The sequence below is a fragment of the Gordonia sp. PDNC005 genome (genome assembly GCF_016919385.1).
In the GTDB taxonomy this organism is placed as follows: Bacteria; Actinomycetota; Actinomycetes; order Mycobacteriales; family Mycobacteriaceae; genus Gordonia.
On the sequence record NZ_CP070351.1, the window covers coordinates 2,759,141 to 2,779,611 of the forward strand.

Annotated in this window: 20 protein-coding genes and 2 tRNA genes; 13 read left to right on the forward strand and 9 right to left on the reverse strand. The window is 65.5% G+C overall.

The genetic code is table 11. From position 1 onward, the window contains the following. Positions 1-6 precede the first annotated feature (6 nt). Entirely contained in the window at positions 7-1,227 is a 1,221-nt protein-coding gene (locus tag JVX90_RS13170) for an acyl-CoA dehydrogenase family protein (RefSeq protein WP_205329197.1), read from the forward strand. Positions 1,228-1,307: 80 nt separating this feature from the next. Here JVX90_RS13170 and JVX90_RS13175 read toward each other — a convergent pair whose 3' ends face one another. Next, positions 1,308-1,748: an Lrp/AsnC family transcriptional regulator gene (locus tag JVX90_RS13175; RefSeq protein WP_205329198.1), complete on the reverse strand. Its 441-nt coding sequence runs from the start codon at positions 1,746-1,748 to the stop codon at positions 1,308-1,310. Between the two features lie 80 nt (positions 1,749-1,828). Here JVX90_RS13175 and JVX90_RS13180 point away from each other — a divergent pair, with 80 nt between their 5' ends. The 5 genes from JVX90_RS13180 to JVX90_RS13200 all read left to right on the forward strand — a co-directional run bounded on the left by JVX90_RS13180 (position 1,829) and on the right by JVX90_RS13200 (position 6,685). Then, positions 1,829-2,545 (forward strand): AzlC family ABC transporter permease, encoded by a 717-nt coding sequence (locus JVX90_RS13180; RefSeq protein ID WP_205329199.1) that lies wholly within the window; start codon positions 1,829-1,831, stop codon positions 2,543-2,545. Continuing rightward, positions 2,538-2,864: an AzlD domain-containing protein gene (locus JVX90_RS13185; RefSeq protein WP_205329200.1), complete on the forward strand. Its 327-nt coding sequence runs from the start codon at positions 2,538-2,540 to the stop codon at positions 2,862-2,864. The genes JVX90_RS13180 and JVX90_RS13185 overlap by 8 nt, the downstream gene beginning before the upstream one ends. Positions 2,865-2,946: 82 nt before the next feature. After that, on the forward strand, positions 2,947-4,329 hold the full coding sequence (locus JVX90_RS13190; protein WP_205329201.1) for a lipase family protein: 1,383 nt from the start codon (positions 2,947-2,949) through the stop codon (positions 4,327-4,329). Between the two features lie 9 nt (positions 4,330-4,338). Then, entirely contained in the window at positions 4,339-4,962 is a 624-nt protein-coding gene (locus JVX90_RS13195; RefSeq protein WP_205329202.1) for a TetR/AcrR family transcriptional regulator, read from the forward strand. 22 nt (positions 4,963-4,984) lie between these two features. Then, the gene (locus tag JVX90_RS13200; protein ID WP_205329203.1) at positions 4,985-6,685 is read left to right on the forward strand and encodes a lipase family protein; all 1,701 of its coding nucleotides are present in this window, start codon (positions 4,985-4,987) and stop codon (positions 6,683-6,685) included. On the opposite strand, the gene JVX90_RS13205 is transcribed toward JVX90_RS13200, so the two are convergent. Together JVX90_RS13205 and JVX90_RS13210 are read right to left on the reverse strand one after the other, a co-directional pair. Beyond that, complete coding sequence (locus tag JVX90_RS13205) at positions 6,682-8,565, reverse strand: propionyl-CoA synthetase (protein ID WP_205329204.1); 1,884 nt, start codon at positions 8,563-8,565, stop codon at positions 6,682-6,684. The genes JVX90_RS13200 and JVX90_RS13205 overlap by 4 nt on opposite strands. Before the next feature lie 48 nt (positions 8,566-8,613). Continuing rightward, positions 8,614-9,042, reverse strand: coding sequence for a hypothetical protein (locus JVX90_RS13210; protein ID WP_205329205.1), 429 nt, complete (start codon positions 9,040-9,042; stop codon positions 8,614-8,616). A 204-nt stretch (positions 9,043-9,246) separates the two neighbouring features. Between JVX90_RS13210 and JVX90_RS13215 the strand changes: the two genes are divergently transcribed. Together JVX90_RS13215 and JVX90_RS13220 are read left to right on the forward strand one after the other, a co-directional pair. Continuing rightward, a complete protein-coding gene (locus tag JVX90_RS13215; RefSeq protein WP_240193901.1) occupies positions 9,247-10,146 on the forward strand; it encodes a class III extradiol ring-cleavage dioxygenase in 900 nt (299 codons plus the stop codon). Then, a complete protein-coding gene (locus JVX90_RS13220) occupies positions 10,146-10,598 on the forward strand; it encodes a MarR family transcriptional regulator (RefSeq protein ID WP_205329206.1) in 453 nt (150 codons plus the stop codon). The genes JVX90_RS13215 and JVX90_RS13220 overlap by 1 nt, the downstream gene beginning before the upstream one ends. Here JVX90_RS13220 and JVX90_RS13225 read toward each other — a convergent pair. Next, positions 10,595-11,155, reverse strand: a complete 561-nt coding sequence (locus JVX90_RS13225; RefSeq protein WP_205329207.1) for an ester cyclase — start codon at positions 11,153-11,155, stop codon at positions 10,595-10,597. The genes JVX90_RS13220 and JVX90_RS13225 overlap by 4 nt on opposite strands. Before the next feature lie 78 nt (positions 11,156-11,233). On the opposite strand from JVX90_RS13225, the gene JVX90_RS13230 reads away from it, so the two are divergent. After that, positions 11,234-11,914: a TetR/AcrR family transcriptional regulator C-terminal domain-containing protein gene (locus JVX90_RS13230; RefSeq protein ID WP_240193902.1), complete on the forward strand. Its 681-nt coding sequence runs from the start codon at positions 11,234-11,236 to the stop codon at positions 11,912-11,914. On the opposite strand, the gene JVX90_RS13235 is transcribed toward JVX90_RS13230, so the two are convergent. Further along, positions 11,904-12,374, reverse strand: a complete 471-nt coding sequence (locus tag JVX90_RS13235; protein WP_205329209.1) for a helix-turn-helix domain-containing protein — start codon at positions 12,372-12,374, stop codon at positions 11,904-11,906. The genes JVX90_RS13230 and JVX90_RS13235 overlap by 11 nt on opposite strands. 54 nt (positions 12,375-12,428) lie before the next feature. Here JVX90_RS13235 and JVX90_RS13240 point away from each other — a divergent pair, with 54 nt between their 5' ends. Both JVX90_RS13240 and JVX90_RS13245 read left to right on the forward strand, forming a co-directional pair. Then, positions 12,429-13,805: an MFS transporter gene (locus tag JVX90_RS13240; RefSeq protein ID WP_205329210.1), complete on the forward strand. Its 1,377-nt coding sequence runs from the start codon at positions 12,429-12,431 to the stop codon at positions 13,803-13,805. Next, positions 13,802-14,596 carry a thioesterase family protein gene (locus JVX90_RS13245; protein WP_205329211.1) on the forward strand — a complete coding sequence of 265 codons (795 nt, stop codon included), beginning with the start codon at positions 13,802-13,804 and terminating at the stop codon, positions 14,594-14,596. Before JVX90_RS13240 ends, JVX90_RS13245 begins: the two co-directional genes overlap by 4 nt. Before the next feature lie 45 nt (positions 14,597-14,641). Here JVX90_RS13245 and JVX90_RS13250 read toward each other — a convergent pair. The 3 genes from JVX90_RS13250 to JVX90_RS13260 form a co-directional block, all read right to left on the reverse strand. After that, a tRNA-Met gene (locus JVX90_RS13250) sits at positions 14,642-14,715 on the reverse strand. 104 nt (positions 14,716-14,819) lie between these two features. Further along, positions 14,820-14,893, reverse strand: a tRNA-Met gene (locus JVX90_RS13255). Between the two features lie 83 nt (positions 14,894-14,976). Continuing rightward, positions 14,977-16,230, reverse strand: a complete 1,254-nt coding sequence (locus tag JVX90_RS13260; protein WP_205329212.1) for an MCE family protein — start codon at positions 16,228-16,230, stop codon at positions 14,977-14,979. 202 nt (positions 16,231-16,432) lie between these two features. Between JVX90_RS13260 and JVX90_RS13265 the strand changes: the two genes are divergently transcribed. Continuing rightward, positions 16,433-16,720 (forward strand): hypothetical protein, encoded by a 288-nt coding sequence (locus tag JVX90_RS13265; RefSeq protein ID WP_205329213.1) that lies wholly within the window; start codon positions 16,433-16,435, stop codon positions 16,718-16,720. Positions 16,721-16,788: 68 nt separating this feature from the next. On the opposite strand, the gene JVX90_RS13270 is transcribed toward JVX90_RS13265, so the two are convergent. After that, positions 16,789-19,758, reverse strand: a complete 2,970-nt coding sequence (locus tag JVX90_RS13270) for a UPF0182 family protein (RefSeq protein ID WP_205329214.1) — start codon at positions 19,756-19,758, stop codon at positions 16,789-16,791. A gap of 122 nt (positions 19,759-19,880) precedes the next feature. On the opposite strand from JVX90_RS13270, the gene JVX90_RS13275 reads away from it, so the two are divergent. Further along, positions 19,881-20,444, forward strand: coding sequence for a PPA1309 family protein (locus JVX90_RS13275; RefSeq protein ID WP_205329215.1), 564 nt, complete (start codon positions 19,881-19,883; stop codon positions 20,442-20,444). The last annotated feature ends 27 nt before the right edge of the window (positions 20,445-20,471 follow it).

Genomic DNA, 20,471 nt, shown 5'->3' on the forward strand with positions numbered 1-20,471 from the left:
CCTCACATGGCAATCAATCTTGAACTCCCGAAGAAGCTCGAGCCGACGATCGACCAGGCCCGCCAGGCGGCCCTGCAGATCTTCCGCCCGATCAGCCGCAAGTACGACCTCGCCGAGCACGAGTACCCGGTAGAGCTCGACACCCTCGCCAACCTGTACAACGGCCTCGCCGCCGCTGGCCAGGCCGGCGCAGGCGCCGCGGGCGGCCGCGGTGACGCGAACAAGGAACGTCCCGAGGGCTACAACGCCAACGGCGGCAACATGCAGTCGGTGCTCAACGCCCTGTGGGCGTCGTACGGCGACGTCGGCCTGATGCTGTCGATCCCTTACCAGGGCCTCGGCAACGCAGCCATCGCCGCCGTCGCCACCGACGAGCAGATCGAGGAGATGGGCGGCGAGGTGTGGGCCTCGATGGCCATCACCGAGCCGAGCTTCGGATCCGACTCGGCGGCGGTCACCACGACCGCCGTTCGAGATGGCGACGAGTACGTGCTCAACGGTGAGAAGATCTTCGTCACCGCGGGTTCGCGCGCATCGCACATCGTGGTGTGGGCGTCCGTGGACCGAAGCCTCGGACGCGCCGCGATCAAGAGCTTCGTGGTCCCCCGCAAGCATCCCGGTGTGACGATCGCGCGGCTCGAGCACAAGCTCGGCATCCGTGCGTCCGACACCGCCGTGATCCGCTTCGAGGACTGCCGCATCCCCGCCACGTTCTTGCTCGGCTCGCCGGAGGTGGACGTCAAGAAGGGCTTCGGCGGGGTCATGCAGACCTTCGACAACACCCGGCCGATGGTGGCGGCGATGGCCGTCGGCGTCGGACGGGCCGCACTCGAGGAGCTACGCAAGCTGCTCGAGGACGCCGGCATCGAGATCGACTACGACCGCCCGGCGGCCGATCAACCCGCCGCCGCGGCGGAGTTCATTCGCCTGGAGTCCGACTGGGAGGCCGCATACCTTCTGTCGCTCCGTGCGGCGTGGATGGCCGACAACAAGATGCCGAACTCTCTCGAGGCGTCGATGAGTAAGGCCAAGGCGGGTCGCACCGGCACCGATGTGACCAACAAGGCCGTCGAGCTCGCGTCGACCCTCGGCTACTCGCAGCGCACGCTCCTGGAGAAGTGGGCTCGCGACTCGAAGATCCTCGACATCTTCGAGGGCACGCAGCAGATCCAGCAGCTGATCATCGCTCGCCGTGTGCTCGGGAAGAGCAGTTCTGAGCTGAAGTAGCAGTATCTGTTTGTAAAAGAATCACCGATCCACGAGAAAACAGCCGATCTCGGCCGCACCTCATCGGATCGGTGATTCTTTTACGAGGTTCCCTTGAGGACCTTCATCGTCATCCTGGAGTCGAGCCGGGCGATCGCCGGGTCGCCCATGAGGTCGGCCGTCACCCATCGCTCGTATTCGGCGGTGTCACGCACCCGGACGCGGATCAGATAGTCGGGCAGCCCGAACATCCGCCGTAGTTCGACCACGCTGTCCATGGCCGCCACCCGACTCTCGAAGTCGCGGACCGTCTCCCAGTCCTTCGCCACAAGCTCGGCATTGACGATCACCTCCAATCCGAGTCCCATCGCGTTGTGATCGACCACCGCGGAGTAGCCGCGGATCACCCCGTCAGCTTCGAGGCGTCGGACGCGACGCAGACACGGAGCCGCCGTCAGGCCCACCCGTGAAGCCAGTTCCTGATTCGTCACGCGACCGTCTCGCTGCAACTCTCTGATTATGGCTCGATCCAAAGCATCCACGGTTCAATTATTGCGCAATGACACGGCTCTACGCCAGAACACGACAGCACATTGCGAGTGATAATTCCTAGAATTGCTGCATGAAGAACGTTCGTCTCCCCGAAGGTCTGACGCCGGCCGCGAAGGCCGCGGGTGTGGTCTGGCTCGGCCTGTTCGCCCTCGGCCTCGGTTTCGGAGTCCTCACGCGCACAACGGGATTCGACTGGTGGGTGGCGCCGATCATGTCGGCGGTGATTTTCGCCGGGTCGGCAGAGTTCATCCTCGTGGGATTGTTCGCAGTCGCCACTCCCCTGGCGGTGATCGCCGCGACCGCGGCCCTGGTGAACTCCCGGCATCTCTTCTACGGGCTGTCGTTCCCGGTCCACAAGCTTCGCGGGCGTGGCGCCAAGACGTACGGCGTGTACGCACTCGTCGACGAGGCGTACGTGATGGCGACATCACCCGCGGGCGCCGCATGGTCTGGACGTCAGCTCGTGTGGACCCAGGCGGGTCTGCACGTGTCGTGGGTGCTCGGCGCACTCACCGGGTCACTCGCCGGACCAACACTGCTCAGCGGCCTGTCCGGGCTCGACTTCGTCCTGACCGCGCTGTTCCTGATTCTCGCCGTCGACGCAGTGGACGCCTCGCGCGACGCGGCGACCGCGACGATCGCCGTCGTGGCGGGCGTCGTCGCCCATCTGATCGCGCCCGAGGCGATGCTGATCGTCGCCATCTCCCTGTTCACCGTTGGAATCCTGGTTCGCTACGGAGCGAGGGAACACGTCGCAGCCAAGGAAGGAACGCGCTCGAATGCCTAGCACCGCCTACTTGATCTCGGCGATCGCCGTCACGGCTGCGATCACGTTCGCGCTGCGTGCCGCACCGTTCGCACTGCCGCAGAGCATGCGCGACACTCCGGCGGTCAGGTTCCTGCGCACCGCGATGCCCGCGGGCGCAGTGCTCATCCTCGCGTTGTACTGCCTCCTCAAGGTCGACCTCGGGTCCCCGCGACACGGCCTCCCGGAGGCGATCGGCGCCGCGGTGACGATCGGCGTCCATCTGTGGCGCCGAAATCTGCTGCTCTCGCTGGTTCTCGGCACTGCGACATGCGTGGTGCTGAGCTCCGTCACCTTCTGAGCCTCTTGTGCGCTGAAGCACACCGGCGTATTCTCCTCTCAATTCTGAAATGTTTATGTTTCACAATGAAGGGGAGAATGTCATGCGCGTGAAGAAGGCGATCGCATGCCTGGTGGCGGCCACCGCTGGAGTGTCGCTCATCGCGGCGCCGGCGGCGGCCGCGCCGTCGTCCGTCCGGGTGGCTCCGGCACCACTGGTGCCGCTGCCGCAGGAACTGGACTCGAGTTTCTATCGGCCCGCCCAGTCGCGGGTCGCAGCAGCTGCGCCAGGCGAGATCCTCGGAGCCCGACGGATCAATGCGGCGAACTTCGGCGTCGCGCCGCTCAACGTCGACGCCTGGCAGTTGTCGTTCCGGTCCACCGACACCAGTGGTCGGCCCATTCCCGCCGTCACCACGATCCTGAAGCCGCGCGGCGCGACGAAGGGTCCGCGCAAGGTGATCTCGATGCAGATCGCCGAGGACTCGACCGCGGGCTACTGCTCGACGTCGTACGCGGTTCAGCACCTCAACGCGAGTCCCCTGCTGGGGCAGGTGGTGGCGCCGGCGGAACTGTTGGTCGGACAAGGCTTTCTCGCACAGGGCTACGCGCTCGTCCTGCCGGACCATGAAGGGCCGAACCACGCGTACGCCGCAGGCCCGCTCGGTGCGCGGATCACACTGGACAGCCTGCGTGCCGCGAAGCAGTTCGCGCCGTCGACCATCACCGACGCGTCTCCGATCGGCCTGTACGGATACTCCGGGGGCGCCATCGTCACCGGCCATACCGCCGAACTGAAGCAGTCGTATGCACCCGAGCTGAACATCGTGGGCGCTGCGGAAGGCGGCGTGCCCGCCGACCTCGGTTCACTGTTGCGCACCGCGCAGAACGGCGCCACCAGCGGTCTGGTGCTCGGTGCCGTTTTTGGCCTGGCCCGCGAGTACAAGTACTTCGACACGTTCCTCGACCGTCGACTGAATCCGCTCGGCAAAGGGCTGCGCGACCTGAAGGGGCCACTCTGCGTGCAGTATCAGGCCGCGACGTTCCCGTTCCTCAACAACATCGGGCTCATCGACTGGCCGGGCGGCGCGCTCAACGCGCCGAGCGTCAAGCGGCTGCTGGTCGACACCAGGATGGGGCGCGCCCGCCCGGACGTCCCGATGTACATCTGGAACTCGCAGCTCGACGAGATCGTCCCGGTCGGCCAGGTGAACACACTGGTGAAGAAGTACTGCGCCGCACCGGGCCCGTCGATCACGTATACCCGGGATCACCTGTCCGAGCACATCATCGGCGAGGTCGCCGGTGCGCCCATGGCGTTCCTGTGGCTGAAGGACCGTCTCGACGGAAAGCCTGCGGTGCCCGGCTGCACCACACGCGACGAACTGTCGATGACCACCGACGCCAAGTGGTGGCCCACGTTCTCCCGAACCATCGGGACCGACCTCGCGGCACTGTTCGGCGCGGCGATCGGGCGCGGCAAGTAGTTTGGACGCGTGACCGAGTCCAGGAGTTATCGAGGACAGTCCGTCGACGACCGCCGACGACTGCGCCGCGCCAGGTTCCTGGACTCGGGCCTGCAACTCTTCGGGACGCAGGGGTACACGGGGACGTCCATCCCCGCCGTCTGCAAACACGCCGCCCTGTCGTCGCGGCAGTTCTACGAGGTGTTCGCCGACAGGGAGGACCTCCTCAAGGCTCTGTACGACGAGACACAGGACGCCGCTATGGCGGCGGTCTCCGACGCCATAGCCGCGGAACTCGAGAAACAGTCCACCCTCGAAGAGATGTTCAGCGCGGGCATCACGGCGTTTGTCATGTACTACGCCGACAGCCCACAACGCATTCGCGTGAGCTTCATCGAGGTGGTCGGTGTGAGCCCGGCATTCGAGGCGCACCGTCGCGAACGCAGGCTCCGGTGGGCCTCGTTGCTGGCTGCTGTGTCCGAGCGTGGAGCCCAGCAGGGCATGGACGTGACCGCGACGGACCCACTCGCCTGGGCCGCCTATCTGGGCGCGGTCAACGCCGCCATCGTCGAGCACTCGGAGGTCCCGTCGACCACCGTTGACGACGTGATGCGTGTGATGCGTCGAATGCTCAGGCCCGGCGTACTCGGCTGACCGCCCGCCCTATCCTCTAGGGATGACTCGCCACCAGGCCATCAACGGACTCGTCGGCGTCGCCGCCGTCGCGATCGGCGTGGTCTTCGCGCTGCGACCATTCGGATCGGTTCCGATCCTCGCGGCCGCGATCGCCGGCGGGCTGATCGTCGCGGGCATCGGCGAGGCGACACGGGCGGCGGACGGCGCGTTACCTCTCCGCTACGCCGGGGCCGCCGCACTGTTCACCACCGGCGTGGTCCTCCTCGCCTGGCAGGGGCTGTCGATCGTGTCGGTCGCGCTGGTCTCCGGAGTCGGCCTCGTCGCCTGGGGCGCCACCAGAATCGTCGGAGCGATACGCGGCGACGACGTTGCCACGCGGGTCGCGGACGCTCTGCTCGGCATCGCCGCCATCGCGCTCGCCGTCACCGCGTTCGCGTGGCCCGGGGTCACGATCTTCGCCGCGACATTCGTCGCAGGCATCGCACTGGTCTGGTTCGGCCTCACCCGCCTGTATCGCATCGTTCGAGGGCCCTCGGAGACCGCAGGCAGACCGCACCGGGTGCTGCGCCTTGCCACGGCAGTCATCGCTGTCGTCATCGCCGTGCCATTGGCGGTCGTCTCAATCGGCGTGCATCGCTCGTCGCCGACGCCGGACGACTTCTACTCCGCCCCCCTAGATCCCGCAGCAAAGCCCGGAACACTCCTGCGCACCGAAGACTTCCACCGCGACGTCCCCGACGAAGCGCGGGCATGGCGAATCCTGTACACGACCACCCGAGACGACGGAGCCGCCGCGCTGGCGAGCGCCATCGTCGTCGCTCCGAAGAGCCCGCCGCCAGGCCCTCGCCCGGTGATCGCCTGGGCACACGGCACCACCGGAGCCGCACCCGGTTGCGCGCCGTCCGTGCTCGACCACCCGTTCACCGCGGGCGCCACCCCCGCGCTCCCCGAGGTGATCGCGTCGGGCTCGGTGATGGTCGCGACCGACTACACGGGACTCGGCACCGAAGGTCCGACGCCGTACCTCATCGGCCAGGGTGAAGCGCGCTCCGTCCTCGACTCGGTGCGCGCAGCCAGAGGCATGTCGCAACTACAGTTGTCACCGCGCACTGTGGTGTGGGGCCACTCGCAGGGCGGTCACGCCGCGCTGTGGACCGGCATCGTCGCCCCGACGTACGCGCCGGACGTCGAAGTCTCGGGCGTCGCCGCGATGGCGCCCGCGTCTGATCTGCTCGGACTGGCGGACAAGCTGATGGGGATGACCGGCGGAGCTGTCTTCGGTTCGTACGTCCTCGACGCGTACAGCCGCACGTACGGCGACATCGACTTCGACGACTACGTCGAACCGCAGGCCCGCCTGCCACTCCATACGATGGCGACCCGCTGTCTGAGCGAACCCGCAGTCGTCGCATCGGTCATCGAGGCGTTCCTCGTCGGCACCGACCCGTACGGAGGAAGTCTGGACGACGGCCCGTTGAAGCAGCGCCTCATCGAGAACACGCCGTCGGCGAAACTGACCATGCCGTTGTTTCTCGCTCAGGGCGACGCCGACGACCTGATCAGTCCGGCAGGCCAACAGTCGTTCGCGGCTCGTCAGCGCTCGGTCGGCACCGACGTCGACTTCCGGACGTATCCGGGATTGGGACACGTGCCGCTCGTCGAGGCGGGCTCCCCCGCCGTCGACGACTTGCTCGCATGGACCAGGTCGGTGATCGACGAGGGCCAGCGGCAGTTCAACTAGGACTGCGTCAACTGCTCCACCAGCGCGTCCAGAACCGACGCGTCTTCGATCGTCGACGGGACCGTGTACTCCTCGCCGTCGACGATCTGCCGCATCGTCTTGCGGAGGATCTTGCCCGAGCGGGTCTTCGGCAGCGACGCCACGACGGTGACGTCGCGGAACGTCGCTACCGCGCCGATCTCGTCGCGAACGCGCTGTACGAGTTCGGACCGCAGAGTGTCGTCGTTGACGTCGACCCCCGCCTTGAGGACGACGTAACCGCTCGGACGCTGGCCTTTCAGATCGTCGCGAATGCCGATGACGGCACACTCTGCGACCGCGGGGTGCGCGGCCACGACGGCCTCGATGCTGCCGGTGGACAGCCGGTGACCGGCGACGTTGATGACGTCGTCAGACCGCCCGAGCACCACGACGTAGCCGTCGGCGTCGATGTACCCGGAGTCGCCGGTGAGGTAGAAGCCGTCGAATGTGTTGAGATACGACGCGCGGAGCCGGTCCTCGTCACGCCACAGTCCGGCGAGAGTCCCCGGTGGGAGCGGCAGTCGGATCACGATGTTGCCCTCCCCGCCTGCGGGCACCGGTCCCCCGGTCGCGTCGACGACCTCGACGGCGTACCCCGGTACCGGCACAGTCGGCGATCCCGCCTTGATCGGCATCGGTTCGAGGCCTCGAAGGTTCGCGGCGATCGCCCAGCCGGTCTCGGTCTGCCACCAGTGATCGACCACCGGCACCCCGAGCACCTCCGACGCCCAGGTGTAGGTGTCGGGGTCGAGCCGCTCCCCCGCCGCGAACAGGGTCCGCAGCGTGGACGTGTTGTACTTGGCGAGTTCGGTCGCGTCGGGATCGGCCTTGCGGATCGCGCGGATCGCGGTCGGCGCGGTGAACAGCGCGGCCACTTTGTGCTGGTCGATCACCCGCCAGAACGCACCCGCGTCGGGCGTCCCGACCGGCTTTCCCTCGTACATGACAGTCGTCGCACCGACGAGGAGTGGCCCGTAGACGATGTAGCTGTGGCCGACCACCCAGCCGACATCGGACGCCGTCCACCAGACGTCGCCGGGCGAGATGTCGTAGACGTTGTGCATCGACCAGGTCAGGGCGACGGCGTGGCCGCCGTTGTCACGCACCACGCCCTTCGGCTTCCCCGTTGTTCCCGAGGTGTAGAGGATGTACAGCGGGTCTGTGGCTGCCACCTCGACGGGAGCGGCGGGTGACGCGGCTGCTAGCTCGGCGTCCCAGTCGAGCCAGCCGTCGTAGTCGGAGGCTGAACCGGGGACTTCCGCGCGGTCTTTCACGATCACAGTGCTCGGCGTGGAGGCAGCCAGTTCGATGGCGGACTTCACCAGCGGGAGGTACTCGACGACGCGGCCGGGCTCGAGACCACCCGACGCGGTGATCACCGCGACGGGCTCGGCGTCGTCGATGCGCGTGGCGAGTTCGGGTGCCGCGAAGCCGCCGAAGACCACTGAGTGGACTGCTCCGATGCGGGCGCAGGCGAGCATGGCGATCGCCGCCTCCGGGATCATCGGCAGGTAGATCACCACGCGGTCGCCCTTGGTGACTCCTTGCGCCGCGAGCACTCCCGCGAACGCCGCGACCTCGTCGAGCAACTGCGCGTAGGTGTACGTGCGGACGGTGGACGTCATCGCAGAGTCCCAGATCAAGGCGATCTGATCACCCCGGCCCGACGCGACGTGGCGGTCGAGCGCGTTCGTCGACGTGTTCAGGGAGCCGTCGGGGAACCACCGGTAGATCGGCGGGTTCGAATCATCGAGCGCTCGAGTAGGCGGCGTGATCCAGTCGACCCCCGCCGCAGCGTCGAGCCAGAAGTCGTCGGGGTGATCGATGCTGCGAGCGAAGGCGTCTGCGTAGGATCCCATTCCGCAACCGTAGTGAACGCTCGGTGACGGCGGTCACGCAGGCGGCGATCAGCCGCCCACTTGTTCAACGATGAACCCCAGCAGAATGACGGCCGTGCCGCCGATCTCTCCGACTATGAGGGCGACCATCGACGCGGTCATCATCGGCGACTTCGGGTGCAGTTGGTTCTCCGTGTCGCGGAGAGCGCCGTGGAGGCAGTACGACGCTATCGCGGTGACGAAGAAGAAGACGACCACCAGCAGGGCGGTGAGATTCACGGCTGTGTTCCACGCACTGAACTGCACGAACACACCCAGCATCGCCGTCGCGAACGAGTACATGAGCGCGGCACGGTGCGCGATGTCGACGTAGATGTGTGCCGCGCCGTCCGGGCTGCGCATGATCTGCGCGAATTTCCAGACGCCGAGGATCAACGCCCACAGGAAGATCACGCCGGCTGCGATCAGCGCGACCTGCGTCGCGAGAGTCAGAGTCATGCCTCCCACTCTTTCACGGCAACCCAGTCGATCACCCCATACGCGGTTCTGCGCCGGCGTCGACATCCACCGGCTCATGATGCGCGGCGCAGTACCGCACGGTCGAGGCTCTGACCAACCCCGACCAATCATTTGAATGTTGAAATGAGCTGACGTATGATCATTTCAAGTTTGAAATATCTACTCGGCATACAGAGGCTCCCGATGACAATCACACCCAGCACCACGGCACTGGCCGACGCGACGATCCGCGCCGACCACCCGTTCGCACAGCACCTCGTCCACGCCGCAGCCGTCTCCGCTGCGACACCCCACCGCGCCTGGACTCCGGACGACGGACCCCTCCCCGCGCTGTACCTGTCCCACGGAGCCCCTCCCACCTTCGAGGACGCCGAGTGGATGCGCCAACTGCATGACTGGTCGCAGGCTCTGCCGAGGCCACGCGCGATCCTCATCGTGAGCGCACACTGGGAATCGGACGAGCTCGGAATCACCAGCACCGTGCCGACTGAACTCGTCTACGATTTCGGCGGCTTCGACCCGATGTACTACCGCATGCGATACGACACCCCCGACAACACCGGTCTCGCACAGCGCCTGCTCGACGTCCTACCGGACACGCAACGCGTGTACGAGCACCGAAATCGCGGCCTCGACCACGGCGCGTGGCTGCCCCTCAAGGTCATGTACCCCGAGGCCGACATCCCGGTTCTGCAGCTGTCGATGCCGACGCACGACCCACAGGCGCTGTTCGCCATCGGGCAGCGCCTGCAGACACTCCGAGCCGAGGGAGTCCTGGTGATCGGGTCCGGTTTCATGACCCACGGGCTGCCCTACTTGGACTGGTCTCGCCCCGACATCGTTCCGACGTGGTCGACAGAGTTCGACGAGTGGGCGGCCGACGCCCTGTCACGAGGCGACGTCGACTCCCTCGAACGATTCCGCAGCCTCGCTCCCGGACTGCCGTTCGCTCACCCGACGGTTGAGCATTTCACGCCGATCTTCGTCACCCTCGGCGCGGCGACCGATGCGACAGCACCGGTCACCACCGCGATCGAGGGCTTCGCGATGGGCCTCGCCAAGCGGTCGTTCCAGGCTGCCTGATGTCCGACGAACCGCGCTGGCTCACCGCCGCGGAGATGGATGCGTGGCTGCCGCTTCTCGCCGTCATCAATCTGCTGCCTCAGGCTCTCGACCAACAGCTCCGGACTGACGCGGGGATCAGCCACGTCTACTACTCGATGCTCGCGCTGCTCTCGAACGCACCCGACCGCACGATGACGATGGGCGAGCTCGCCCGCGACAGCTTCACGAGCCCGTCCCGCCTCACGCATGCAGTCGCGAGCATGGAGAAGCGCGGTTGGGTCGCTCGATGTGCCGACCCGGAGAACAGGCGGATCCAGAACGTCTCCCTGACCGACAACGGCGTGGAGCTGCTCGTGCGTATCGCACCCGGCCACGTCGACGAGGTCCGTCGCCGAGTGTTCGACCGACTGTCGCCGGCTCAGGTCGACCAGTTGCGCGACATCGCGTCAACGCTCGCCGAGCAGGGCTAGTCGTCGAACTGCGGAGGAACGGTGTCGAGCAGCCGGGAGTCCGGCTCGTCGCCCGACATCGCCAGAAGTCCGACCACCGCTCGCCCGATCGTCAGCAGATCCCGGGGGTCACGTTTGTCGAGACCGCCGATGAGCTGCTTGAGAATCGTGAGCTGGTCGAAGTAGATCCGTTCGACGATCAGGTTCTCGTTGTCGTCGAAGATGAAGTATGCGGTCATGCGCGTACGGTGCGACGATCCAGTCGGCGGGATCTTGCCGAGCGGACCGAGATGCGTGCCGAGCAGCCAGAACTCGACGACCACTGCGTCGACGGTGTGTCGGAACGCGATGATCTCGTGATTCTGGTCGGGAAACGCGACCCGCGTGTCGTGGTAGTAGTCGCGGACTTCACGGGCCCCGTCGTGGACGGCCATCTGCGCAATCAACTCGTAGTGGGGATGAGGGAAGGTCGAGAGCGTCGCGTCCCAGTCCTGCGCGACCTCGTCGTGGAAGTGGTCCAGGACAAGCTTCTCGCGGGCACGGAGCACATGCTCGGGCGGGAGTTCAAAACGGGTCATGGCGGCCTCCTAACATCTGCTCCCGTCAACATATACCCACAGCGTGGATTAACTCAAGGGATGCGGCACAATGAGCCGGTGGACCTTTCACCGCGCCGCGGGCGACCACCCAAGGGCGAAGCCAGACTCTCCCGGGAAGCGATCGTCGACGCGGCGCTGCAGCTGATCGACGACGAGGGCATCAATGCGCTCAGCATGCGATCGGTCGCACGCCACCTCTCCTCCGACCCGAAGAGCCTGTACAACCATGTCGGCGGCATCGACGATCTGCTCGACGCCGTCGCCGAACGCCTGCTCGGGTCGATCACCGCACCCGAGCTGTCGGGCGACTTGCGCACCGACCTGCGCGCGATCGCCCTCGCTTTTCGCGCGGGCACCCTGAGTCACCGCGCAGCCGCACCGCTCATCCTGACTCGGCAACTGACGTCGATGGCATCCCTTGCTCCGGTGAACACCGCACTCGCCGCCATGCACAACGCCGGATTCTCCACCGACGACGCCGTCCATCTAATGCGAGCGACCCTCGCCGCACTCGTCGGCACACTGCTGCGCGAGGTCAACGCCGCTCCGACGTTCGGGACCGCCGACACGGAGGCGATCGCCAAACGCGAGTCCGACCTCGCCGGAAGCGAGTTGTCCGCAGTCGCCGAGGTGGCACCACAGCTGGCCAGGTTCGATGCCGAGGCCGAGTTCCACTACACCGTCGAATTCCTGATAGACGGTGTGCTCGCGCGCAAACCCTCGGCAGTCAACGACTAGGCAGCACCCCACCGTCGGGAGCGCCCGGACCGTGCTGAAGTTCGAGGTCGCGCGCACGTAGATGCTCGCCGCATTCCGAGCAGTGCAATTCCGCAGTGACAACCGAGCCGCAGGAGTGAGCCACTTCCACCGGCGCACCGTCGGGCGCATACCAGCGATCACCCCACTGACGGAGCATCATCAACACCCGCCAGAGGTCGCGCCCCTTCGGCGTCAGCACGTACTCGTGGCGGACAGGCCGGTCCTGATACTGGACGGTTGTGAAGATCCCGTGTTCCACGAGGCCGTCGAGTCGTTGACTGAGCACGTTCCGGGCTATTCCGAGCCGTGACTGGAACTCGTCGAATCGCGTGACGCCCATCAGGGCGTCACGCAGGATCAACGGCGTCCACCACTCCCCGATCACCTCGAGACTCTGGGCGATGGAGCAGTTCATGTCGACAAAGCTGGCGCGGCGCATGTACTCATCATAGTCAGTTGCTTCATAGAACGCACCTCGTCTACAGTCCGTTTCATGACACAACTAACTAGTCGGGCGTCGACGTCGACGCCGAGTCGGGCTGTGATTCCGATCGTCGCCACAACCGTCCTGCTCTCCGGATTCGACCTGTTCGTGGTCAACGTGGTCCTCACTCAGATAGCCGACGACCTGCACGTCGCCGACCTGTCAGACCTCTCGTGGATCCTGAACGCGTACACGATCGCGTTCGCCGCTCTCTTGATTCCGGCAGGCAGGCTGAGCGACCGGATCGGTAGTCATCGTGCGCTCGTCGCGGGCCTCGCCCTCTTCGCGATCACGTCGGCCGGATGTGCGTTCAGCACGTCGCTGACCACGCTGATCGTGATGCGGGCACTTCAAGGTGCGAGCGCAGCGCTCATGACACCGTCATCGCTCGGGGTCGTCTTGGAGGGGACGGCGCCCGAGAAGCGCGCGGGCGCCGTCCGACTCTGGGCCGCGCTCGGCGGACTCGGTGCCGCACTCGGACCGGTAGTCGGCGGTGGCCTCGCAGAATTCGGCTGGAGATGGGTGTTCCTGATCAACATTCCGATCGCAGGCGCCGCGGCACTCGCGACGTGGTTCCTCGTCGCGCGCTCGACTCCGCGCCGCGAGCATCACCTCGGCCTGATGCAATCGGCTGTTCTCGCGGGCTCGATCGCCGCGCTGGTCGCGGCGCTCGTCAACGGCGGCGAGTGGGGATGGTCGTCTGCCCAGACTGCAATCCTTGCCGTGATCGCGCTCGTCGGCTTCTCCTCTACCGGACTGACCAGCGCGTTTGGACGACGCCCGATCCTCGAACCGCAGCTCTTGCGGGTTCCGCGCATCATTCCGGCCGCCGCGGTCCTCCTCGTCTTCCACGTGGCGTTCGGAGCGATGTTGTTGACGGTCATCCTGTGGATGGAAGGGGTTTGGGGCTGGTCCCCACTGCGCGCCGGTCTCGGCATCGCGCCCGGCCCGGCGATCGTTCCGATCGTGGCGATTCTCGCCGGCCGTGTCGCCGACCGAATCGCGCCGCGGGTGCTTGCCGGCCTCGGCGGAGCTGTCTTCGCTGTGGGCGTCGCCAGTTGGGCGCTGGTCACCCAGGCCGACTCGACCTACGCCGCGGCAATCCTGCCGGGAGCCCTCTTGACCGGCGTCGGCGTCGGGCTGATCACGCCGACCGCCATGGCGATCGGAACGTCGGCCCTCCCGGCACAGTGGTTCGCTACCGGGTCCGGCGTGCTCAGCATGGCCCGCCAGGTCGGTATCGCAGTCGGTGTCGCGGTGGCCGTCGCGTGCCTCGGGTCTGCGTCCGACGTCTCCGATTTCCACCTCACGTGGTGGGTCACCGCCGCAGTCTCACTGATCGCAGGCGCGCCCCTGTTCGCCGCCACCAAGGAGACCCGAGAATGACCGACCAGTTCACCACCCTGCACCGTCTGCTCGACGGCCGCACCGTCGACTCTGAACGCCTGCGCACCGTGTACGGGTTCGGCGGACTCCACGGTGGGATCCTTTCGGCGATGCTGCTCGGCCACATGCGCCGCGCAGTCGACGCATCGTTCCGACCGGTCGAGTTGACCACCCAGTTCATCGCACCGACGCGCGATCTGCCGAGCGTCGAGGTGCGGGTGTTGCGCCAGGGACGACGCAACGCTCAGGTGACGGCCACCGCGACCGCGCCTGACGGTTCGATCGTCGCCACGGCCGATGCCGTGTTCACCGCACGAGCGGCAGCGCCGATCACGCACCGACTGTCCCCCGAGGCGCCCTCCGGTGTCACCCCGCTCGAGTCGGCGTCGCCGATCGTCATCGACCCGCAGTTCATGCCGCTGGCGACGGCGTTCGAGATCCGTCCCGCCACGTCGATCCTGCCGTACACCGGGGCCGACGACGCCGAACTGTACGCGTGGATCCGTCTCGCCGGCCCCTCCCCCGACCCGCAGTCGCGGTTGCTGATCCTGGCCGACGCACTGGCGCCGTCGTACGCCGCGACACTCAACGTCCTGGCGCCCATCCCGACGGTGCGAATGGCTGTTCACTTCGCGCCCACCACAAAGAGCAGCGACGACGATTGGGTGTTGCTACACGCTCGGACCCCGCACGCCGACGATGACGGCTGGCTCAGCGAGTCTCTGGACCTGTGGACGCCAGACGGAGTTCACCTCGCGTCGTCGACACAACTGCGTATCGTCCGACACTGATGAAAAAGAAAGCCCGGACCGATTGGTCCGGGCTTTCTCATCTAGTAGCGGGGACAGGATTTGAACCTGCGACCTCTGGGTTATGAGCCCAGCGAGCTACCGAGCTGCTCCACCCCGCGATGCATGTACTACGATACAGCACTCTCGCACCCGCTCCGAACCGGGGCCCGGAGGCCGGAATGCAAGAAGACCCGGACCGATTGGTCCGGGTCTTCTCATCTAGTAGCGGGGACAGGATTTGAACCTGCGACCTCTGGGTTATGAGCCCAGCGAGCTACCGAGCTGCTCCACCCCGCGTTGCATCGACTACGTTACACAGCGGTGAACGACAGAGGCAAATCGATTACCCGGCAACGTGATCGAGGGCACGAACCCGCCGATCAACGGGCCCGGACACCCATCAGGCCTGCCAATTGGTTGGCGAGCGGGTTGAGGTTCAGCTTGTCGGGATCACGCTTGGGCTTGTTGTCCCAGGGCTGCACGAAGTCAGGGTTCGACAAGTCGGCGTTGTTCGCGCCGCGCACCGCTGTCGGACTGCCGGTGGGCACCGAGCAGGCAGCCTTGGTGTTGAACGGGAAGTCGTCGTAGTTGATGTCGAAGTCGGGGTTGCGCGCCTTGATCTGGTCGATCATCCGCTGCGTGCTCTCGTAGCCGCGTGTACAGCTCGGCGGGTTCTCCGTCTCGAGGACGATGCCGAACCGGATTGTCCCTTCCGGCGACGACGTGGTCATGCTGCTCGCGGACAGGGACGACAGCATCGCGAAGGTCATGCCGGTCACGAACGACGCCGGTTCGATCGTGTCGACCGTCGTACCCAGTTGGTGGATGAGTTTCGTGGCGTCTGCGCCGTTGTCGTCGAGGAACCTCGACAGCGTCGTCGCCGCACGGGGCCCGTCGGTGAGGATCCGGCGGATCGCCGGGTCGGACGACGCGAGCGTCGCCGCGACCACGTTGAGGTTCTTCGACCACGACAGGATCTCATCCGACTGCTCAGCCTGTGTCGCCAGGACCGGACGCGAGTTCTTGATCAACTGGATCGTGTCGTCCAGGTTCTCGACGCCAGTCTGCGACAGCTTGTCCAGGGAGTCGACGAGCCGAGTCAGGTTGTCACCCTGACCGTCGAAGGCCTTGCCGAGTTCAGTGACGGCGATCCGCAGATCGTCGACGGGGACCGTCTTCGTCAGGTCGATCGCCGACTGCGTGACTTCCTGCAGCTTCGGCGGGAACCGCACCTGCGACGCCGCGATACGTGATCCTTCATGGAGGAACGGTCCGTCAGCCGACGTCGGCTGGAAGTCGAGGAACTGCTCGCCGATCGCGGACCGGTTCGCCACGACAGCGAGGGCGGACGCCGGAATCTGTTCACCACTGGACTCGAGGACCAGGTCGACGTCAACACCGTCTGCAGTCATCCGCAGATCACGTACACGTCCGGCGGCGACACCTCGATAGGTGACCTGAGCCTCCGAGAACAGGCCTCCCGCGTCGGGCATCTCCACCGTCACCCGGTACACGCCGACGCCCACCGCCTGGTCCATTCGGGCGTACCGAATGCCGCCGTACACCGACGCCACCAGCCCCAACAGGACAACAACGATGAGCTGGATCTTCACTAGACGACTGAGCGGTGGCATACCGACCCTTCCCGGAAACAGTGCGGGCCCCGACTACCCCACTGTGCGCAGTGTAAACGTTGTTTACATGAGGAAACGAGCCCCGGCACTCCATTCGTGATCAAGGATCTCCAATGTGACGTCATGTGATGGTGCTCACTTCCGGAGTAGGGTGAGACTCACCAGTCCGGCCCGCCAGGACCGACCGAATCCAGGAGGCGACATGGCAGACCCAAACATCCATCACGAGAACCACGGCAATCATCCGATGAGCCTGCTCGCGTTCGTATTGCTACTGGCCGGAGGCGCTCTGTCGGCGCTCTGGATCGTCACTCTCGCCGACCTTCCGGCAGGGCGGACGATGAACATCACCTACGGTGTGCTCGCCCTCGGGTGCCTGGTGTCGTCGGCGCTGATCTTCCGTCACCTCACCACTCACCTGCATCACTCACCGGTGATGCCGGACAACACCCAGTCCGAGATCGACCGCTACCTCGGCAAGGTGCGCTGAGACACACCTGACCGACAACAAAACCGCCGAGCCCCTGTGCAGGGACTCGGCGGTTTCGTTTGGCCCGATCAGTTTCCGGACGGATAGTCTGCGAGCGCGGCCTTCAGCTTCTTGAGCGCGTCGCCGATAGCAGCGAAGTCACCGCTCTTCTGCGCAGCATCCATCTGAGCGACGGCGGCATCCAACGCGTCGACCTGCGCCTGTGTCGGCTCGGACTTGTTCGGCACGGACGGAGTGGTCGGCTTCTCGTCAGGTGCCTTCGGTTCCGACCCGTCCGAATCAGGCTCAGTCGCCGCCCCGGGGTCGATACCGACCTGCTTCAACGCGTCACCGATCGTCGGTGCCGCACCGATGCGGACCTGACCATCGACGGGTGACTTGTAGTAGGTCAGCATGCGGAAGACCTTCGGCATGGCCGAGTCACCCGCCTTCGATTCGGTGTACAACGGCTGAACGTACAGGACCCCGTTGCCGCCGACGGGCAGAGTCAGCAGGTTACCGAAAGTGATGTTCACCGATCCCTGGACGAGAGTGGTCTCCCTCGCGACGGCGTTCTTCATCGCTTCCTGTGCCTGCCGCGGGCCGACAGTCTGCGAATCAGTCGGAGTCGTCTTCACCGTCAACTTCCCGTAGCCCTCCGGATCAGCGCCGACGGTGATGTAAGCGGCCAGGTTCTGTCGATTGAGCGGAGTCGTGACGGAAGTCAGCTGGAACTGCGACTTGCCCGGAGTGTTAGGCGCAGCTGCCGTGAAGTAGTACGGAGGCTGCGGCAACTGGGTGTTGTCCCCAGTCGGATCGTTGGGGACGGACCAGAAGTTATTGGCGCGGTAGAAGTCAGCCGGATTGTCGACGTGGTACCGGGTGAGCAGCTGCCTCTGAAGCTTGAACAGATCCTCGGGGTACCGCATGTGGCTGAGCAGATCCTTGTTCTTATCCAGTTCCGATCGCGGCTTCACCGTGCCCGGGAATGCCTTCATCCAGGTCTTCAGAACGGCATCGCTCGTGTCGAACTGGTACAGGGTCACTTCTCCCGTGTACGCGTCGACGGTCGCCTTGACCGAGTTCCGGACGTACGACACCTCTTCGTCTGCCTGCTGGCGCGCCGTCTGGCCTGCGGACTCAACCCGCGAATCGGTTGTAGCCGCAGACAGCGACATCCGCTGCGCGTACGGGTAGTTCTTGAGCGTCGTGTATCCATCGACGATCCACTTGACCGAGCCGTCTGCCATGACCGCCGGGTACGTCTTCGAATCAGTGGTGAGCCACGGAGCGACCTTCGACACGCGGTCTCGAGGATCACGGTTGTACAGGATCTTCGAGTTGTCGTTGATCGCATCCGACAGCAGCAGATTTCGCTCGCCGTACTTGATCGCGTACAGCAGACGAGTTCCCACATTGCTCAATGCGACTCCCGAATCCGCGGTGTAGGTGTACGTCGACGCATCGGTGTCGTACTCACGGTCCTTGCCATCTGCCGAACCCACGATGGCGTAGTCGGGATCGACGTTGGCGATCATCTCGCCGAAGTACACACGCGGCTGCTTCACCTGGATTGGCTGGTTCTTGTAGCCGGGCTGGCGGATCGACTCGATGTCGGAGACCAGGAACTTAGGCAGTCCACCACCGTCGGTGCCCGACGCCGCGTCAGTAGCCGGAGAATCAACGGTGTTCGCGAATGCTGCGATGAAGCCGTTGCCGTGGGTGAAGACCGTGTGCTTATTGATCCAGCTCTGCTGGTTGTCGTTGTACTTCCGGGGATCGAGTTCGCGCGCAGACACGATGAAGTCGCGCGACTGCTTCGCGCCGTCCTCCTGCACCGGATAGCGGTCGACTGCGAGCTGATCGGGGAACCCGTAGAAGTTCTTGAGTGACTGTCGCTGCACGAACGACTTCGCGACAACGGCGGGATCGAGCACGCGGATATTCGACAGAGTCGCCACGTCAGCGTTGACCTTCGCCGGATCCGCGGGCGCACTGGTCCATCGGTCCTCGTACTTCACGTCGACGCCTTCTCGGATCCGATAGGCGTCTGAGGTGGCCGCAATGTTTCGACTGATGTACTCCGCTTCCTTCGAGTCGGCGCTCGGCTTGACGGAGAACTGCTCCATCGCGGCGGGCCAGATGACGCCGATGGCGAGGGCCGACAGCAGCATGAGCACCGTCGCCATGGCGGGGATTCGCAGATCACGGAGCGCCACCGCTGCGAAGAACGCGATGGCACACACGATGGCGATGGCCATCAGGATGAGCTTGGAGGGCAACACGACGTTGATGTCGGTGTACGTACCACCGGTGAAGATGTCGCCGCGGCGGTCGCTGCTCAGGAGGTCGTACCGGTCGAGCCAGTATCCGACCGCCTTGAGGAGGATGAACACACCGATGATGACGGCGAGCTGCACACGTGCGGGACCCGACAGTCCACCACGTCGTCCGCCACCGCCGAGGCGCAGACCACCGAACACGTAGTGGGTGATCAGGTTGCCGACGAACGCGACGCCGACCGCGATGAACGCCAGATCGAGAATCAGTCGGATGAACGGCAGCGTGAACGCGTAGAAGCCGATGTCCATCCCGAACTGCGGATCCTTCTCACCGAACGACTCCGCGTGGATGAACGTCTGAATCGTGGCCCAGGACGCCTGCGCGATCAGACCTGCGACCAGACCGATCAACACGGCGGGAATCACCCCGGCGATCCAGGGACGCCGACCGATCACTGCGCGGTAGCGATCCAACGGGTCGCCGGGACCGCTCACCGGAGGGAAGTCCGGCCGTCCACGGTAAGCGGCGAAGAGTCCGCCGAAGACGATTCCGCCGACCACAATCGCCGCCACGAGGAACGCGACGATCCGCGTCGTGATCATCGTCGACATCACTTCGGAGTAGCCGAGATCGGAGAACCACATCCAGTCGGTGATGATCGACACCACCCGCGGTCCGATCAGCAGGATCAGCAGCAGCGCCACACCTATGCCGATCAGTATCTTCGACCTGCGGGACAGCGTCGGTCGACCAATCGGACCACGCACTCCAACCACGTTATTTTCTCCTGTTTCGTGAATAATCGCCGGAGCAGGCACCGGCTACCTCACCCACAGTACTGATCGCAGCGACGGCCACTGACTTCTCCACGGACCTCACGACCTGTGACAATGGGGCGGTGACCTTCCCGCAGCAGCAGCAGAACTTCTCGCAAGCCGACCTCGGCAACGCTCTCGCACAATGCGCCGGGTACGCGGCAGCGGCGCCCTGGGGATCACCGGCGACGCTGTTCGCGCTGGTCCCCACATCGTTTCTGGCATTGCAGGCACCCGATCTGATCGATCCGGACGACGATTCGCCACTGAGCCCTGTCGTTCAGGAGACCTCCGACGGCGACCTCGAAAAACTGTTGACCACCGTCACATGGCCTGAGGCCGTCGTCGGATGCGCGGTCGTCACCGAGATCACCGTCCTGCCCCCGGATGCCGAATCGGCGCTGGATGAAGCCTTCGAGCCTCTCTTGGCCGACCCCGACGCGGCGGATGCGGCAGCCCGCGACGCCGCACAGCGCCACCCCGAACGCCGCGAGGCGCGACTGATCGCCGGCGTGCTCCGGACCGGTCAGCGGCTGGCACTGCTGTCGCTGCGGGCGACCGACGACGAACCGCACTCCGAATCAGACTTGCGGACCCATCCGACACTCGCGCCGAACGTCCTGGACGCCCTCGCCTCGACGTTCTGACCCGACGATTCGGGACAGATTTCCCGA

What these genes read in the sequence shown, in the direction of transcription:
- JVX90_RS13170 (WP_205329197.1), top strand. Translation starts at nt 7, where the DNA reads ATGGCAATCAATCTTGAACTCCCGAAGAAGCTCGAGCCGACGATCGAC.
- JVX90_RS13180 (WP_205329199.1), top strand. Translation starts at nt 1,829, where the DNA reads ATGAAGAACGTTCGTCTCCCCGAAGGTCTGACGCCGGCCGCGAAGGCC.
- JVX90_RS13185 (WP_205329200.1), top strand. Translation starts at nt 2,538, where the DNA reads ATGCCTAGCACCGCCTACTTGATCTCGGCGATCGCCGTCACGGCTGCG.
- JVX90_RS13190 (WP_205329201.1), top strand. Translation starts at nt 2,947, where the DNA reads ATGCGCGTGAAGAAGGCGATCGCATGCCTGGTGGCGGCCACCGCTGGA.
- JVX90_RS13200 (WP_205329203.1), top strand. Translation starts at nt 4,985, where the DNA reads ATGACTCGCCACCAGGCCATCAACGGACTCGTCGGCGTCGCCGCCGTC.
- JVX90_RS13205 (WP_205329204.1), bottom strand. Translation starts at nt 8,565, where the DNA reads ATGGGATCCTACGCAGACGCCTTCGCTCGCAGCATCGATCACCCCGAC.
- JVX90_RS13210 (WP_205329205.1), bottom strand. Translation starts at nt 9,042, where the DNA reads ATGACTCTGACTCTCGCGACGCAGGTCGCGCTGATCGCAGCCGGCGTG.
- JVX90_RS13215 (WP_240193901.1), top strand. Translation starts at nt 9,247, where the DNA reads ATGACAATCACACCCAGCACCACGGCACTGGCCGACGCGACGATCCGC.
- JVX90_RS13220 (WP_205329206.1), top strand. Translation starts at nt 10,146, where the DNA reads ATGTCCGACGAACCGCGCTGGCTCACCGCCGCGGAGATGGATGCGTGG.
- JVX90_RS13225 (WP_205329207.1), bottom strand. Translation starts at nt 11,155, where the DNA reads ATGACCCGTTTTGAACTCCCGCCCGAGCATGTGCTCCGTGCCCGCGAG.
- JVX90_RS13235 (WP_205329209.1), bottom strand. Translation starts at nt 12,374, where the DNA reads ATGCGCCGCGCCAGCTTTGTCGACATGAACTGCTCCATCGCCCAGAGT.
- JVX90_RS13240 (WP_205329210.1), top strand. Translation starts at nt 12,429, where the DNA reads ATGACACAACTAACTAGTCGGGCGTCGACGTCGACGCCGAGTCGGGCT.
- JVX90_RS13245 (WP_205329211.1), top strand. Translation starts at nt 13,802, where the DNA reads ATGACCGACCAGTTCACCACCCTGCACCGTCTGCTCGACGGCCGCACC.
- JVX90_RS13260 (WP_205329212.1), bottom strand. Translation starts at nt 16,230, where the DNA reads ATGCCACCGCTCAGTCGTCTAGTGAAGATCCAGCTCATCGTTGTTGTC.
- JVX90_RS13265 (WP_205329213.1), top strand. Translation starts at nt 16,433, where the DNA reads ATGGCAGACCCAAACATCCATCACGAGAACCACGGCAATCATCCGATG.